This is a genomic window from Rothia mucilaginosa, assembly GCF_964211445.1.
Classification (GTDB): Bacteria; Actinomycetota; Actinomycetes; order Actinomycetales; family Micrococcaceae; genus Rothia; species Rothia mucilaginosa_E.
Genome location: NZ_CAXOQT010000018.1, coordinates 36,305 through 51,467, shown reverse-complemented (window position 1 = coordinate 51,467; position 15,163 = coordinate 36,305). Strand labels below are relative to the sequence as shown.

Genomic DNA, 15,163 nt, shown 5'->3' with positions numbered 1-15,163 from the left:
TGCGCCTCCACGTGGGAGGGTGAGGCACCCGATGTATTTAGTGCATCCAGCCGGTAATCAGGCCGTTAGCGAAGAAGATGAGGAACACTGCGGAAACCACGTACATGAGCCAGTGAACTTCCTTGCCGCGGCCCTGCACCAGGCGGATGAAGACGTAGGACAGGAAGCCTGCGCCGATACCGTCCGCGATGGAGTATGCCAGGGGCATGAAGATGATGGTCATGAACGCGGGGATACCGAGGCCCCAGTCGTTCCAGTCGATGTTCACTGCCTGGCGGATCATCAGGAAGCCAACGAACACCATTGCGGGTGCAACAGCTTCGAAGGGCACGATGGTGACCAGCGGGGTCAGGAAGATTGCGACGAGGAACAGCACACCGGTGACGATGTTTGCGAAGCCGGTGCGTGCGCCCGCGCCGATACCGGTTGCGGACTCCACGAAGATCTGGCTTGCGGAGGAGGAGGTGCCACCGCCGGCTACGGAGCCGAGGGCGTCCACGAGCAGGACCTTGTCGACGTTCTCAATCTGGCCGTCCTTCATGGTGCCTGCTTCGGTTGCGAGACCCACGGAGGTGCCCATCGCGTCGAAGAACGCGGAGATGAGGATGGTGAAGATCAGCAGAACGGCAGCCATGCCGCCGAGGGTGCCGAAGGCGCCGAACAGGTCAGCGGAGCCGAACAGGGAGAAGTCGGGCAGCTTGCTGGTGCTGGAGTCCCAGACGGGGACGTTCAGGGACCAGCCGGTGGGGGACTCAAGCGAGCTGCCGGAGGGCACGACCTTCTCCAGGATGATGGAGAGGGCGGTGGAGGCGAGCACGCCGTAGAGGATTGCACCCTTCACATTGCGGATGAACAGCGCAATGGTGAGGAACAGGCCGAACAGGAAGACCAGGGTGGGCCAGCCGAGCAGGTGGCCGCTCACGCCGAAGGAGACGGGCACGGTGGAACCGGCTGCGTCGGGCATGCGGCGGATGATACCTGCGTTAACGAGGCCGATGAAGGCGATGAAGAAGCCGATACCGACGACGATTGCGACCTTGAGCGATTCGGGGACCGCGTTGAACACTGCGGTACGGAAGCCGGTCAGCACGAGGATGGTCATCAGCACACCAGCCCAGACGACAAGGCCCATGATGGCGGGCCAGGTGAGTCCGGGGGTGGAGGCGATGGTGGTTGCCAGCAGCGCGTTCACGCCGAGGCCTGCCGCCATGGCGAAGGGCTGCTTGGCGATGACGCCCATGAGGATGGTCATGACGCCTGCGACCAGTGCGGTCATTGCTGCGACCTGCGGTACGCCGAGCGCGTTGCCGGATGCGTCCTTGCCGAGGCCGATGATGAGGGGGTTCAGCACGACAATGTAGCTCATCGCGAAGAAGGTGGCGAGGCCGCCTCGGAATTCTGCTGCGATGGTGGAGCCACGTTCGCTGATTTTGAAGTAACGGTCCAGTGCGCCCTTGGCTTCTGCCTTGGGGTTCTGGGGAGCCGCGGTGTTCTCAGAAGACATTCGTGAAAATCCGTAGATACTCTTAGTAGGGGCGGGCGCCGGGGTTCCGGACCCGCATAAAAAAGTGCCACTTCCCGGTGTGTTGGGGAGGTGACACTGTTGTTACCGAAATATTCTACGTTTAAAGTTTCTCTGAGCGTTAATCCAGGAAATTCCCAGCTTTCGTTCAGTGGGTCTGTCTTGGGTGGCGTCATAGAGGGTAACTATCTCTCACCCTGCGCGAACATCAACAGCTTGTTAGGTTAGTGAACCCTAACTCCCTGATATATTCGAGATGAAACAACGTGTCGCCGGATGCAGGGTTCAGTGTGGTGAGCCTTTTTCGGCATAGATAAGAAGGAGTCCACCGTGACTGAAACTCCCCAAGAAAACACTGCTGAGAACTACCCCGCCGCAGAATCCCTGCCGGTGCGCCAGCGCGCCGTCGTAGCAACCGACCGCCCCGCCCGATACATCAAGCAGCTCGGCTCGCACATGGGCCGCAAGCTCGGCACCGCAGAACTGCCCGACGGTCTGCGCCTCACCTTCAACCGCGACGGTATTTTCCGCGGCTACGGTGACCTGCGCGAAACCGACGGTGCACTCGTCATGGAGGTGCGCGCCGAAAGCGACGAGTTGGCTGCTGGTCTGGCAGATGTGCTGGACCGCCACCTGGTCCGCTTCGGTGAACGCGAGGAACTGGTCGTCACCTTTGAGGCGGTATCCGCCGCCTAGTGGCCGACCCCCTAGTTATCGTTTTGGGTCGCATACGAAAGCTTTATGAGCCCCCGGTGCGGTGAGTTTTTCTCGCCGTACCGGGGGCTTTTGCGTCCGCTCTAGTGGCTTTGGAAGGGTGCTATTGAGAAGCTTTCAAGTATTACATGAAGTGATGTGACATTTTGTGCGAAATCTGTCACTAAAAATTTTGTGGACTGCATAGAAAACAAAAACACTAGTCAGACCGATATAAAAATAAAGGTGATTTTGGCTTTAAGTGGGTTTATGTGAGAAAACCCTATGAATAATGTTGGGATTACGGTAGGGTTGAGGCACCACACACCGACTCACAGCTCAGGAGCAGCATGTCTGAGAACGCAGTAACCACCACCGCCAAGAAGGCGGGGCAGAAGGTCAAGGTCACCTTCAAAACCATCACCGACCCGGCACGCCGCCGCATCGGCGTCGCAGTCCTCGTCGGTCTGATCGCAGGCATCTTCTCGGGCATCATCAAGTTCGGTTGGGAAGTTCCCTTCCCGCCCCGCACCCCCGAACGTAACTCCACCAACCCGCCGCAGGCGCTGCTGGAGCAGATTTTCGGCATGTCCCCCGAAACCTCCCACGCAACATACTCCTACCTGGGCAACGACCTGCCCTACATGAGCTTCATCATCCACTTCGCCTTCGCAATTTTCTTCGCGATTCTCTACTGCGTGGTCGCCGAGTACTGGCCCAAAATCAAGCTCTGGCAGGGTGCTGCATTCGGTATCGTCCTGGACATCCTCTTCCACGTGATCATCATGCCCGCAATGGGTATCGTGCCCGCCCCCTGGAACCAGCCCTTCGGTGAGCACTTCTCCGAATTCTTCGGCCACATCATCTGGCTCTGGTCCATCGAACTGGTTCGCCGCGACCTGCGTAACCGCATCACCGGTGAGCCGGATGCCGAGTATCCCGCCGAGGCCCGCTAAGCTAGCGGCTCACCCCCTTCAACTCCTCGCCCCTCTGCGGTTGAGGTGACAAAGATCCACGCGGATGCGTGTTCCACACCCTGCCCCGCCCTCCTGCACCTCGGAGGGCGGGGCAGTTCTATGCCCGCTGCGTGCGGAGGTTTCCGGAGCGGGATGCGCCACCCCTCCTGATTTAGGTGACCCCGCCCGGATTAGGTAGCCCCGCCCGGATTAGGTAGCCCCGCCCGGATTAGGTGACAGAAAATTGTCCTATTTAGTGGGCGAAGACATATAAGCCCCCGAACACCCGTCAATCCCCGGTAAAATAGGCAAGAAGTGAACACTAAGCTCACCGCCTGTTCGCGCCGCACCGGGCGCCGGACGGTGAACTTCGAAAGGAAGATTTTCGTGTCTGAAGCAGCACGCCCCCTGCGCGTCGCCGTTATTGGTGCAGGTCCCGCCGGTATTTACACCGCCGACATCCTCACCAAGTCTGAAGAGGTCCGCACCGGCGCCGTCGAGGTCGCCATCGACATCTTCGACCGCTACCCCGCCCCCTTCGGCCTGATCCGCTACGGTGTGGCACCGGATCACCCCCGCATCAAGGGCATCATCACCGCACTGCACAAGGTCCTGGACCGCGGCGACATCCGTTTCTTCGGCAACGTCGAATACGGCAAGGACCTGACCCTCGCCGACCTGCGCGAACACTACGACGCCATCATCTTCGCAACCGGCGCGATTTTCGATGCACCCCTGAACATTAAGGGCATCGACCTGGACGGCTCCTACGGCGCAGCAGACTTCGTCTCCTGGTACGACGGCCACCCCGACTACCCCCGCACCTGGCCGCTCGAAGCTGAGCAGGTTGCAGTGCTCGGTAACGGCAACGTCGCCCTGGACGTCTCCCGCATCCTCTCCAAGCACGCTGACGACCTGCTCGTCACCGAAATCCCCGACAACGTCTACCAGGGCCTGAAGGCTTCCCCCGTGACCGACGTGCACGTCTTCGGTCGCCGCGGCCCCGCACAGATGAAGTTCACCCCGCTCGAGCTGCGCGAACTCGCACACTCCCGCGACGTGGACATCGTCCTGTACGAAGAGGACTTCCAGTTTGACGAGGCTTCCGAAGAGGCCATGGAGAAGAACGCACAGACCAAGGTCATGATGAAGACCCTGCGCGGCTGGCTGGAAGACCAGAAGAACAACGAGCAGACCGCATCCCGCCGCCTGCACCTGCACTTCCTGCAGTCCCCGCACGAGATTCTCGGCGAAGACGGCAAGGTCGTGGGCCTGCGCATGGAGCGCAACAAGCTCGACGGCAACGGCGGCATCATCGGCACCGGCGAGTACGTGGACTACCCCGTACAGGCTGTCTACCGCGCAATCGGCTACTTCGGTTCCGAACTGCCCGAAATCGGTTACGACGACAAGCGCGGCGTCATCACCAACGTTGAGGGTCGCGTCGTAGACGAGAACGGCGAGGTCGTTCCCGGCCTCTACGCATCCGGTTGGATCAAGCGCGGCCCCGTCGGCCTGATTGGCTCCACCAAGTCTGACGCACTCGAGACCATCACCCACCTGCTCGAGGATCGCGAGAACCTCTACACCGCACCCGAGCCGGACGCAGAGACCTTCAGCGCCTACCTGGACTCCAAGGGCATCAAGTACACCACCTGGGAAGGCTGGCACCGCCTGGACGACCACGAGAAGGCACTGGGCGCAGCATCCAAGGACGCAGCCGGTGAGCCTCGCGCCCGCGTGAAGGTTGTGGATCGCGATGAGATGATCAACATCTCCCGCGGCGAGTAATCCTTACGTCTAGTACGTAGAACATAGAAATCGACCCCGTACCGTGAGCCGGTGCGGGGTCGATTTTTGTCTATATATAAGGAGCGGGGGAGCGGAAGAGAAGAGCTGTGCGTCTCCCGGCGCTATGGCGTGCTCCTCTGAAAGAGGAGTTAAAGAAACCCACCCCGCACCATGAGGTCATGCGGGGTGGGTTGGGTAGGTGCCGAAGACACTCGAGGACATACCCTCCGGCTACCCGGACGCGCAGCGAGCCCATGCAGTGACTCCACGTGCGGCGCATCCCTTAACGGGGTCTAGAAAGCTAAAGAAACACCAAGATTAGCTCTCTAAACAAGCGCATAGCCGTACGGTGTGTAGACTATGCACACTTTTTGAGGACGTCTTCAATGCCCAAAATGGCCTTGAGTACGGTTTCAGTTTCAGTACCCAGCTTCTTGCGGGCTTCACCAGAAATGACAGCCTTCACAATGTTCTTGAAGGTCTTCCACTGCTTGAAGGCGTTAACGAGTGCCTTAATAAGCTTGTAAATGGCGATGCCCAGCTGAATGACAAACTTTGCAATACTGACAACGCAAGCGATAACACCAACGGGGGAGAGCGCTGCGTGGGCACGTCCATCAGACTTGCGGACAGCGGCCTTGGCGCTTGCAATCTGACGGCCTGCGTCAGTGCCCTGGACGGTGGTCAGGTTGCCCAGTGCGCTCTCAATGCCGCTATTAACGCGGTTGGAGGATCCAGGCTTCGCATACTTCAAACGGGCAGGTACCTGCTCTAGGCGGCGCAGAATCAGCTTGAGCTGCTGGTCGGCAGTCATTGCCTTCTGCGGGTGTGCCATCTGCTGCGCCTGCGCTGCGGGTGCAACTGCACAGCCGAGAGCGATGGTTGCGGTGCCTACGCCCAGTGCACGGAATGCCGTGCGACGGTTCATCGTTGCGGACACTGGATCCCCCCTTGGATCTCTATGCGGTTTATCGGTGCTGTAATGTGCGGTGACTTTACGTCTGGGGCTCCGGAAGTGGCCCCGTGCAAGGTCCGGAAGTGACCTCACGCCCTCTATAGTACGGTGCTCAAAGAGGGGGCTTCAAGCCATTTCAGGGGGTATTTTCAGCTGGCTTTCATCTGTCCTTGTCAATCGCTAGAGGTTTATCAAATCTTTATATTTCTGTGTCGTCATAATTCCGTATTTACCTGCACGGAGAGAAAAATACGCATCTGACAAGCCGGTTTATTGTATTCCCTGGAGTGAATATTTTCATTTAGGTGCACTCTCTGGGGTATTTGCTTTACGGGGCACCTTTTTGATGGCTTCGTGGGGGCTAAGGCGGGCCTTGCTAAAGGTTGCATTGTGAGCTCTTTGCAAGGGGTGCTCTGAGTGGGGGCACTCTTTCAGGTTTCTGCACCGCGGGTAGTGCCTGCTTGCGCCCCCTTACCGTGCCTTTTATAGAGGTGCCCATAAATTGGTGAAAATTCTTCGGAGATATTTTGGGGTGTTTTAGGTTGCCGCGAGGTGGGTTGGAGGTGGACTAAAGGGTTGGATGCGGGCACTCGGAATTCTTCTGAGGGGCTGCTCGGGTATCTTCGGGTTCTCTTTGAACTCTCCTTAGGCTCCCTCTGGAGTATTTTTGGAACAAAATTTTGGAAGATTCTGCGGCAAATCTGTAGAAATCGGGACGGAGATGAGAGCTTCTTTGAAGCTCTTATGGGTTCCCAAAAGTTGCTAAAACCCCTCCAAAAGCCCCTGATTTGGGTTGTTGTGAAGAAATTTTAAAATTTTTTGAAGTTTTTCTGAATCGTCATTGACAAGCTTAAACACGTATGTGCCAGGCTATAAATGGTCGAAAATGGGGGTCAAAATCGGGCAAAATCGAACAAAACGGTTTGCGCACCTCCGCAAACCTGTCATAGACTAGTGGAGGTTCGAACGACGGGATGAAGAAAACTGAACCTGTTCGATCGACTAGGCCCCCATCGTCTAGCGGCCTAGGACGCCGCCCTTTCACGGCGGTAGCACGGGTTCAAATCCCGTTGGGGGTACTTGCAAATCTCACGATTTGCAAAGCCAAGTTTGATGATATAGAATTTACTTCTGTTGATTCCAACAAGGCCCCGTAGCGCAGTTGGTTAGCGCGCCGCCCTGTCACGGCGGAGGTCGCGGGTTCAAGTCCCGTCGGGGTCGCTCTGGCCGCGTAAGTTCAGATGATTATTCATCCGAAGACGCGGTCATTGCGTATCTAAAAGTAAATACGCAAGGCTCTGTAGCTCAGTTGGTAGAGCGTACGACTGAAAATCGTAAGGTCACCGGATCGACGCCGGTCGGAGCCACGAAATCCGCCTCCAGGCTTCTACAGTGGGGCGGGTTTTGTTTTTAAAAAACTTTGCGGTTGCAGATACCGCAAACCCGTCAAAAAGGCGGCATCTTGGGAATAAAACCCTGAGATGCCGCCTTTTTGTATATAGACTGTATACAGAGTCACCTGCCCTATAGCCACTGCAGAAAGCACCAACGCACCCATGACTGCCCAAAATTCAGCCGCCCAAAATTCAACCCACCAACGCCTAGAGGGCTCACCCCAGATTCCCTGGGCAAAAAATACTGCCACTGGTAGCGTGCAGGCGGGCGGAATTCGCTTCGAGAACATCACCAAGAGCTACCCGAGCCGTACCGGTGAACCCACCACGGTGCTGCAGAACCTGAACCTGCATATTCCCGCCGGTCAGATTACCGTGTTCGTCGGCCCCTCCGGCTGCGGTAAAACCACTAGTCTACGCATGATTAACCGCATGGTGGAGCCCAATAGCGGCACCATCACCATTGACGGCGTGAACGTGCACGAGAAGAACCCCTACGAGTTGCGCCGCGGCATTGGCTACGTGATGCAGCAGGGCGGGCTCATGCCGCACCGCACTGTCGCGCAGAATATTGCCACCGTACCGCGCCTGCTCGGTGCCTCCCGCAAGGAGGCGCAGGCACGCGCCCTCGAACTGCTCGACGTGGTCGGTCTGGATTCTTCGTACGCCAAGCGCTACCCCTCCCAGCTTTCGGGCGGTCAGGTCCAGCGCGTTGGTGTGGCGCGTGCTCTCGCCGCCGATGCGCCCGTCCTGCTGATGGACGAGCCGTTCTCCGCGGTGGATCCGGTGGTGCGTACCGACCTACAGAAAGAGCTGCTGCGCCTACAGAGGCAACTCGCCAAGACGATCGTGTTCGTCACCCACGACATTGATGAGGCGCTTCTGCTCGGCGATACAATCGCCGTCTTCGCGGAGGGCGGTCGCCTCGCACAGTTCGGTACTCCCGAAGAGATTCTCTACAGCCCCGCCGATGATTTTGTGCGCTCCTTCGTGAGCCGCTCCGTTGCCGGTCTGCTGGATGAGCAGACGGTGCGCCAGGCGCGTGTACGCCGACTTGCCGTCTCCCGAGAAGCGCAGAATAGTGCGGCAGAAGGCGAGAAAAGCGAATGAGTCTTCTGGAAAATATTGTGCTCGCGGAACCACCTCTCGCCGCGCATCCCCTAGTGGCATCACCCCTCGCCGCAAGCGATATGCACTGGGAGTGGGTCGCCACCAATAGTCAGCGCATCCTCGAGCTAACCCTCAGCCACCTCTACCAGGGCGTTGTACCCGTCGTGATTGGCACCCTCGTCGCGCTACCGGTCGCCTACTACGCGAGCCGTCGCCGTGACCGCGGTTCCGAACACCGCATCGGTGCGCGAACCCTCATGCACCTCTCCTCGCTGCTGTACACCATCCCCTCGATCGCACTGTTCGTGCTGATGCCGCTCATTCTGGGAACCTCCATTATTTCCCCGCTGAACGTGCTCGTCGCCCTGAGCGTATACTCCTTCTCGCTCATGGTGCGCTCCGGTGTGGATGCCTTCGACTCCGTACCCGATAGCGTGCACGAATCTGCACGCGCCCTCGGATACACGCCCCGACAGGCGCTGATGGAGCTCTACCTGCCCCTCGCTACGCCTGTCATTATGGCGGGAATCCGCGTGGCAACCGTGGCAAATATTGCGATGGTGTCCGTGGGTGCTCTCATCGGTGTGCCCTCGCTCGGCACGCTCTTCACCGACGGGCTCGCGCGTAATATCCCTTCGGAAATCCTGGCTGGCGTAATCCTTAGCCTGCTGCTGGCGCTGGTCCTCGATCTGCTCCTTATCCTTCTGACAAGGGCACTTACGCCCTGGCAGGCGGCTACGGTTGCGAACCGCCGCAGCCCCGAAAGGAAGGCATAACCCGTGAACGTCATAGAACGAACCTTCGCCTACCTCATGGACGGCGCCAACTGGCAGGGAAACGGCGGAATCCTCGTGCGCCTGCTCGAACACCTGAGCGTTACCGCCCTCGCCACCGTCTGCGCGGCACTCATCGTCGTGCCCCTCGGCCTCTGGGCTGGGCACCACCGACCCTCCGACGGCACTAACCGCCGCCGAAGCAACCTGCTCATGAGCGCTGTAGCCGCCACCCGCGCGTTACCTGCGCTCGGTCTGCTCACCATCTTGGCGCTCTGGCTGGGCGTCTCAACCCTGCCCGCCCTCATCGTGCTCATTATTATTGCGGCGGCGCCCCTGCTCGCCGGAGTTCTTGAAGGCCTCGCCGCCGTGCCGGAAGACCTCGTGGACGCAGCCCGCGCCCAAGGCCTCACCGAATGGCAGATTCTGACCCGCCTCGAAATCCCGCTCGCAGCAAACATGATGCTCGGCGGGCTCCGCTCCGCACTCGTGCAGGTCATCGCAACCGCGACCATCGTCGCCTACCTGAGCGGCGGAACCCTCGGCAGGTACCTCTTCGACGGGCTCGCCGTGCGCGACTACCCGCGCATGCTCGTGGCAACCCTGCTCGTGGCGCTTCTCGCCTTCACCGTGGATGCGCTCATGGGCCTCGTGCAGCGTGCGCTCACCCCCGCGGGGCTCACCATCAACCGGAAGAAGGCACGAACCCGATGAATCAGACGCATCAAACCTTCACGCGCCGTACCGTCTCTCGTCGCACTGCCCTAACCGCCGCCGGAGCGCTCGGCATGGCGGGTATTCTCAGCGCCTGCGGGCTCAGCGGCGACAAAGTCTTCAGTGGTGAACACGAAGGAATCATCGTCGGCTCAGCGGCCTTCGCCGAATCCCAAATCCTCGCCGAAATCTACGCCGGAGCCCTCGCACGCGCAGGGTTCAACGCCCGCACCCAGCTGAGTATCGGCGCCCGCGAAGCGTACCTGGGGGCGCTCGCCTCCGGCGCGGTGGACGTTATTCCGGACTACTCCGGCAACCTGCTGCTCTACCTGGATCCGAAGGCTACCGCCTCGACCGCCGAGCAGATTCTGCAGGCGCTACCCGCCGCCCTTGGCACCCTTAAGACGGGTGATTCCAGGACAGAAATTCGTGCCCTGAATGCCTCGGAGGCGGAGGATAAGGACTCCCTCGTGGTCACCGAGCAGACCGCCCAAAAGTACGGTCTGCGTAGCATCGAGGACCTCGCCTCCCGCTGTACCAACCTGAAGCTTGGTGCCGCCCCGGAGTTTGCCGAGCGCGCCTACGGCATCCCCGGTCTGAAGGAGAAGTATGGATGCGTGCCCGCCGAGTTCGTGCCCCTCTCGGACGGCGGCGGCGCGCTGACCGTCAAGGCGCTGCTGGATGACACCGTGCAGGTGGTTGACCTCTACTCGACCACCCCCGCGATTGAGCAGAATAAGCTGGTGGTGCTGGAGGATCCGAAGAACATGATTCTGGCTCAGCAGGTACTGCCCATTATTAATACGTCGCGAGTTCCCGACTCTGCCGCGGAGGTTCTGAACCGTGTTTCGGCGAAGCTGACCACCGCCGATTTGCGTACCCTGAACGACCGCGTTTCGGGTACTTCTAAGCAGGAGCCGGCGCAGGCTGCGGCTACCTGGTTGGATGAGCACGGCTTCTAGCATTCCGCCTAACATTCCACATAAATTCCTCTGCAGGAATGGGTATAAATAAAACCGACCTGGGAATATTCTAGAAATAGAATATTGCCAGGTCGGTTTATATCATCCCGCCCCACAGGCTAGGGGAGAGGCGCGGAACCGCTTTTAGCCCTCAATCAGCAGTGCTAGCGCCTCGTAGGGACACAGGCTCAGCGTCGCTGTCTCCGCCGAATCAGATACAGCGGAATCCACCATAGAATTCTTGTAATTACACACCAGCACGCGACCGGAACGAACGAACTCAGCCGGAACCTCAACCTCGGTCGGCTCACCGTAGAAGTTCGTCAGCACCAGCAGACGCTGCGCCGGGCGGCCGTTCTCAGCACCAGCCTCGGCAGGCAGCTCGCGCAGGTACGCGAACACGCGCTCGTGATCCAGTGCGTAGGGGGCGTAGGAGCCGTACGCAATCACCGGGTACTGTTTACGCAGCGCAATCAGGTTGCGGTAGTACGGCAGGATCACGCCGTCGCGTTCCTCATCCTCCACCGAAATACCGGCACCGGTCGCCGCATCACGCACCGGGGCGGGAGCCAGCCACGGCGACTCGGACCCGAAGCCGGCGGTCGCAGAATCCGCGGTCCACTGCATCGGCACACGCGAATTATCGCGAGCCTTCGACGTCACAATCTCCAGCGCCTGCTGCTCGCTCAGGCCGCGCTCACGCAGCATTGCGTAGGCGTTGTGCGCCTCCACATCCACGTACTGCTCGATCGAGGAGTAGACCGGGTCAATCATGCCGATTTCCTCGCCCTGGTACACGTACGGGGTGCCGCGTAGCAGGTGAATCACGGTCGCCAGCATGGTCGCCGACTCGACACGGTAACGCTCAACGTCACCAAAACGGTTCAGTGCGCGCGGCTGATCGTGGTTATTCCAGAACAGCGCGTTCCAGCCGCCGCCGGCCTGCATACCCAGCGCCCAGTCGTTCAGGATCTGCTTCAACTCGGCAAAACGGAACGGCACCTTCGACCACTTTTCGCCGTTCTCGTAGTCCACCTTCAGGTGGTGGAAGCTGAACACCATGTCCAGCTCGTGGTTTGCCGGGTTGGAGTAGCCCACGCAGTTTTCGATGCTGGTCGAGGACATTTCGCCCACGGTCACGGTGTCTTCATGCTGACCGAAGGAGGCGCGGTTCAGCTGCTGAATGCGGGTGTGCACAATCGGGGTGTCGGTGTATTGTGCCTTGTCCACTGTGCCTTCGGGGGCGTCGAGTAGCTCTTCACCCTTACCGATGACGTTAATGACGTCAAAACGGAAACCGCGCACACCCTTCTCGTACCAGAAGTTCACGACCTTAAACAGCTCCTCGCGCACAACAGGGTTGTACCAGTTCACGTCCGCCTGGGTGCGGTCGTACAGGTGCATGTAGAACAGGGGAGTGCCGTGCTCGTCCGTGTACTCGCCGAAGCGGGACCAGCAGGGGCCGCCGAACTTCGACTCCCAGTTGGTGGGTTCGCGCAGCTGACCGTCCTCGGTGTACTTGCCGGGGCGAATGTAGAAGTAATCCCAGTACTCGCGCTCACCGGCGAGCGCACGCTGGAACCACTCGTGCTCGGTCGAAACATGGTTGAGCACCATGTCGAACATGACGCCCACACCGTGCTCGGCGAGGGTGGCAATCATCTCTTCGACGTCCTCCATGGTGCCCAGGTCGGGGTTGATGGCATAGTAGTCGGAGATGTCGTAGCCGTTGTCGTTCTGCGGGGAGGCGAAGAACGGGTTGAACCACACCATGTCCACGCCGAGGGAAGCAATGTAGGGCACCTTCTCGATAACGCCGCGCAGGTCGCCGTAGGCGCCACCGGCGGAGGAGTAGAAGGACTTGGGGTACACCTGGTAGATGACGGAGGACGCGAAGTCCTTGCCGCCTGCCGGGGTGGCTGCTGATGCGACTGCCGGGGTGAGGGTGAGCGATGCGGTGGGTGCCTGTGTCATGGAAACCTTCTGAAACGTGAGCAGGGTTCAATGCCTGTGAAAGCGTGTATAAATCAGCGTGTTGGAAACGAACTGCGCCGGTGCTACGTATGCGCAGCGAGGCCCGTACGCGGCAGACACAGACGCCTGCCGCCTCCCGGTGCGTTCGCCGACTGAGTATCGCCGCCCGCAGCCTGGGCTCATTCCAGATTAGGGGGCATAATGGGGTGATGTCCCCCCATCGACCCCAAAGGGGGCAAATCTGCCGCAGATCCGGCACAACACCGTGGCCTCAACCCTCCCACCGATAGGCGGTTGCAGGCTCGTGCGCGTTTCGATGCATGAAACCAAAGTGACCCTGAGCTGAAGAGCGTTGGACGCCGCGCGTAAAATCAGTACTTGCATCACTACGGAAGGTAAAACAATGCCAGAACTGCGTTCACGTACTTCAACTCACGGCCGTAACATGGCTGGTGCCCGCGCCCTGTGGCGTGCCACCGGCATGGGCGATGACGACTTCGGCAAGCCCATTATTGCTATCGCGAACTCCTTCACCCAGTTCGTGCCCGGCCACGTGCACCTGAAGGACATGGGTGAGCTGGTCGCCGGCGCGATTCGTGAGGCTGGCGGCGTCGCCAAGGAATTTAACACCATCGCTGTTGATGACGGTATCGCGATGGGTCACGACGGTATGCTCTACTCGCTGCCTTCCCGCGATCTGATTGCTGACTCGGTCGAGTACATGGTCAATGCGCACCGTGCCGACGCGCTGGTCTGCATCTCTAACTGTGACAAGATCACCCCCGGTATGCTTCTGGCGGCTATGCGCCTGAATATCCCCACTATCTTTGTCTCTGGCGGCCCCATGGAGTCCGGCGAGGGCATTGAGGGTATTGTTGAGCACCGCCTCGACCTGATTGATGCCATGGTGATGGCTGTTGATGACAGCGTCAGCGACGCTGCGCTCGCTCAGGTGGAGAAGAACGCGTGCCCGACCTGCGGTTCGTGTGCGGGTATGTTCACCGCGAACTCCATGAACTGCCTGAATGAGGCGATTGGTCTGGCTCTGCCCGGTAACGGCACCACCTTGGCTACTCAGGTTGCTCGTAAGGAGTTGTTCCTGGATGCTGGCCGCCGTATCGTGGAGCTGGCTAAGCGCTACTACGAGCAGGATGACGAGTCGGTTCTGCCGCGCTCCATTGCGACCAAGGAGGCGTTCGAGAACGCTATGGCGCTGGATGTGGCGATGGGCGGTTCGACCAACACCGTGCTGCACACCCTCGCGATTGCTCACGAGGCGGGCGCTGACTTCACTCTGAAGGATATTGACCGCATTTCGCGTCAGGTTCCCTGCCTGGCGAAGATTGCCCCGAACTCCACTAAGTACCACATTGAGCACGTGCATCGTGCCGGCGGTATTCCTGCCCTGCTGGGTGAGCTGAACCGCGCGGGCCTGCTGCACAAGAACGTTCATTCTGTTCACGCTGACTCGCTGGACGAGTGGCTGGACGAGTGGGACATCCGCGGCGGCAAGGCAAGCGAGAAGGCGAAGGAACTGTTCCTGGCAGCTCCCGGTGGTGTGCGCACCACCCATGCGTTCTCTACCGCTAACAAGTATGAGTCCCACGAGACTGACTCCGAGAACGGTTGTATCCGCGCCGTGGAGCACGCGTACACCAAGGACGGCGGCCTGGCGGTCCTGTACGGCAACATCGCCCAGGACGGCGCAATCATCAAGTCCGCTGGTATTGATGAGGAGCTGTTCCACTTCAAGGGTCGCGCTTTCGTGGTCGAGTCTCAGGACGAGGCTGTGTACGAGATCCTGTCGAAGAACGTGAAGGAAGGCGACGTTGTCGTCATCCAGTACGAGGGCCCGAAGGGCGGCCCGGGCATGCAGGAGATGCTGTACCCGACCTCTTACCTGAAGGGTCTGGGCCTCGGTAAGAAGTGTGCGCTGATTACTGACGGTCGTTTCTCCGGTGGTACTTCGGGTATTTCGATTGGTCACGTCTCTCCGGAGGCGGCTGCTGGCGGCGCTATCGGTTTGGTGCAGACCGGTGACGAGATTGAGATTGACGTGAACAACCGCATCCTGCGTGTGAACGTTTCGGATGAGGAGCTGGCTGCTCGCCGCGAGGCGAAGGGTGCCGCACCGTGGCGTCCGTCGAAGCCGCGTGAGCGTCACGTGTCGAACGCCCTGAAGGTGTACGGCATGCTGGCTGCTTCGGCTGATAAGGGTGGCGTGCGCATCCTGCCCGAGGACGCATAAACCCCTCACATATTTTCTGAGAATTTAATATTCTTGCCCCTGTGGGTTGGCGCCCCGTTCCGCGGTTTTCT

The 15,163-nt window shown here is 59.7% G+C and carries 11 protein-coding genes and 3 tRNA genes; 11 read left to right on the top strand and 3 right to left on the bottom strand.

Annotated features, from left to right (window positions below; genetic code table 11):
* Positions 1 to 37: 37 nt before the first annotated feature.
* Positions 38 to 1,504: an NCS2 family permease gene (locus AB8E48_RS05860; RefSeq protein ID WP_368886076.1), complete on the bottom strand. Its 1,467-nt coding sequence runs from the start codon at positions 1,502 to 1,504 to the stop codon at positions 38 to 40.
* 348 nt (positions 1,505 to 1,852) lie between these two features.
* Between AB8E48_RS05860 and AB8E48_RS05855 the strand changes: the two genes are divergently transcribed.
* From AB8E48_RS05855 to AB8E48_RS05845, 3 genes are all read left to right on the top strand, one after another.
* Positions 1,853 to 2,218 carry a DUF2218 domain-containing protein gene (locus tag AB8E48_RS05855; RefSeq protein WP_368886075.1) on the top strand — a complete coding sequence of 122 codons (366 nt, stop codon included), beginning with the start codon at positions 1,853 to 1,855 and terminating at the stop codon, positions 2,216 to 2,218.
* Between the two features lie 347 nt (positions 2,219 to 2,565).
* Positions 2,566 to 3,171, top strand: a complete 606-nt coding sequence (locus AB8E48_RS05850) for a YagU family protein (RefSeq protein ID WP_368886074.1) — start codon at positions 2,566 to 2,568, stop codon at positions 3,169 to 3,171.
* A 387-nt stretch (positions 3,172 to 3,558) separates the two neighbouring features.
* Positions 3,559 to 4,962: an FAD-dependent oxidoreductase gene (locus tag AB8E48_RS05845; RefSeq protein ID WP_368886073.1), complete on the top strand. Its 1,404-nt coding sequence runs from the start codon at positions 3,559 to 3,561 to the stop codon at positions 4,960 to 4,962.
* Between the two features lie 358 nt (positions 4,963 to 5,320).
* On the opposite strand, the gene AB8E48_RS05840 is transcribed toward AB8E48_RS05845, so the two are convergent.
* Complete coding sequence (locus tag AB8E48_RS05840) at positions 5,321 to 5,902, bottom strand: hypothetical protein (RefSeq protein WP_070691791.1); 582 nt, start codon at positions 5,900 to 5,902, stop codon at positions 5,321 to 5,323.
* Between the two features lie 1,021 nt (positions 5,903 to 6,923).
* Here AB8E48_RS05840 and AB8E48_RS05835 point away from each other — a divergent pair.
* From AB8E48_RS05835 to AB8E48_RS05805, 7 genes are all read left to right on the top strand, one after another.
* Positions 6,924 to 6,996: transfer RNA gene (locus AB8E48_RS05835), tRNA-Glu, on the top strand.
* A gap of 68 nt (positions 6,997 to 7,064) precedes the next feature.
* Positions 7,065 to 7,138: transfer RNA gene (locus AB8E48_RS05830), tRNA-Asp, on the top strand.
* Between the two features lie 73 nt (positions 7,139 to 7,211).
* Positions 7,212 to 7,284, top strand: a tRNA-Phe gene (locus AB8E48_RS05825).
* A gap of 285 nt (positions 7,285 to 7,569) precedes the next feature.
* Positions 7,570 to 8,421 (top strand): ABC transporter ATP-binding protein, encoded by an 852-nt coding sequence (locus AB8E48_RS05820; RefSeq protein WP_368886072.1) that lies wholly within the window; start codon positions 7,570 to 7,572, stop codon positions 8,419 to 8,421.
* Positions 8,418 to 9,197, top strand: coding sequence for an ABC transporter permease (locus AB8E48_RS05815; RefSeq protein WP_297604810.1), 780 nt, complete (start codon positions 8,418 to 8,420; stop codon positions 9,195 to 9,197). Before AB8E48_RS05820 ends, AB8E48_RS05815 begins: the two co-directional genes overlap by 4 nt.
* A gap of 3 nt (positions 9,198 to 9,200) precedes the next feature.
* The gene (locus AB8E48_RS05810) at positions 9,201 to 9,908 is read left to right on the top strand and encodes an ABC transporter permease (RefSeq protein WP_297604807.1); all 708 of its coding nucleotides are present in this window, start codon (positions 9,201 to 9,203) and stop codon (positions 9,906 to 9,908) included.
* A complete protein-coding gene (locus AB8E48_RS05805) occupies positions 9,905 to 10,870 on the top strand; it encodes an ABC transporter substrate-binding protein (RefSeq protein WP_368886071.1) in 966 nt (321 codons plus the stop codon). Before AB8E48_RS05810 ends, AB8E48_RS05805 begins: the two co-directional genes overlap by 4 nt.
* 144 nt (positions 10,871 to 11,014) lie before the next feature.
* On the opposite strand, the gene AB8E48_RS05800 is transcribed toward AB8E48_RS05805, so the two are convergent.
* On the bottom strand, positions 11,015 to 12,844 hold the full coding sequence (locus AB8E48_RS05800; RefSeq protein ID WP_368886070.1) for an alpha,alpha-phosphotrehalase: 1,830 nt from the start codon (positions 12,842 to 12,844) through the stop codon (positions 11,015 to 11,017).
* A gap of 403 nt (positions 12,845 to 13,247) precedes the next feature.
* On the opposite strand from AB8E48_RS05800, the gene ilvD reads away from it, so the two are divergent.
* Positions 13,248 to 15,092, top strand: coding sequence for a dihydroxy-acid dehydratase (ilvD, locus tag AB8E48_RS05795; protein WP_368886069.1), 1,845 nt, complete (start codon positions 13,248 to 13,250; stop codon positions 15,090 to 15,092).
* Positions 15,093 to 15,163: the final 71 nt, after the last annotated feature.

Coding starts and splice junctions, on each gene's coding strand:
- AB8E48_RS05860 (WP_368886076.1), bottom strand. CDS start 1,504: ATGTCTTCTGAGAACACCGCGGCTCCCCAGAACCCCAAGGCAGAAGCC.
- AB8E48_RS05850 (WP_368886074.1), top strand. CDS start 2,566: ATGTCTGAGAACGCAGTAACCACCACCGCCAAGAAGGCGGGGCAGAAG.
- AB8E48_RS05815 (WP_297604810.1), top strand. CDS start 8,418: ATGAGTCTTCTGGAAAATATTGTGCTCGCGGAACCACCTCTCGCCGCG.
- AB8E48_RS05805 (WP_368886071.1), top strand. CDS start 9,905: ATGAATCAGACGCATCAAACCTTCACGCGCCGTACCGTCTCTCGTCGC.
- AB8E48_RS05800 (WP_368886070.1), bottom strand. CDS start 12,844: ATGACACAGGCACCCACCGCATCGCTCACCCTCACCCCGGCAGTCGCA.
- ilvD (WP_368886069.1), top strand. CDS start 13,248: ATGCCAGAACTGCGTTCACGTACTTCAACTCACGGCCGTAACATGGCT.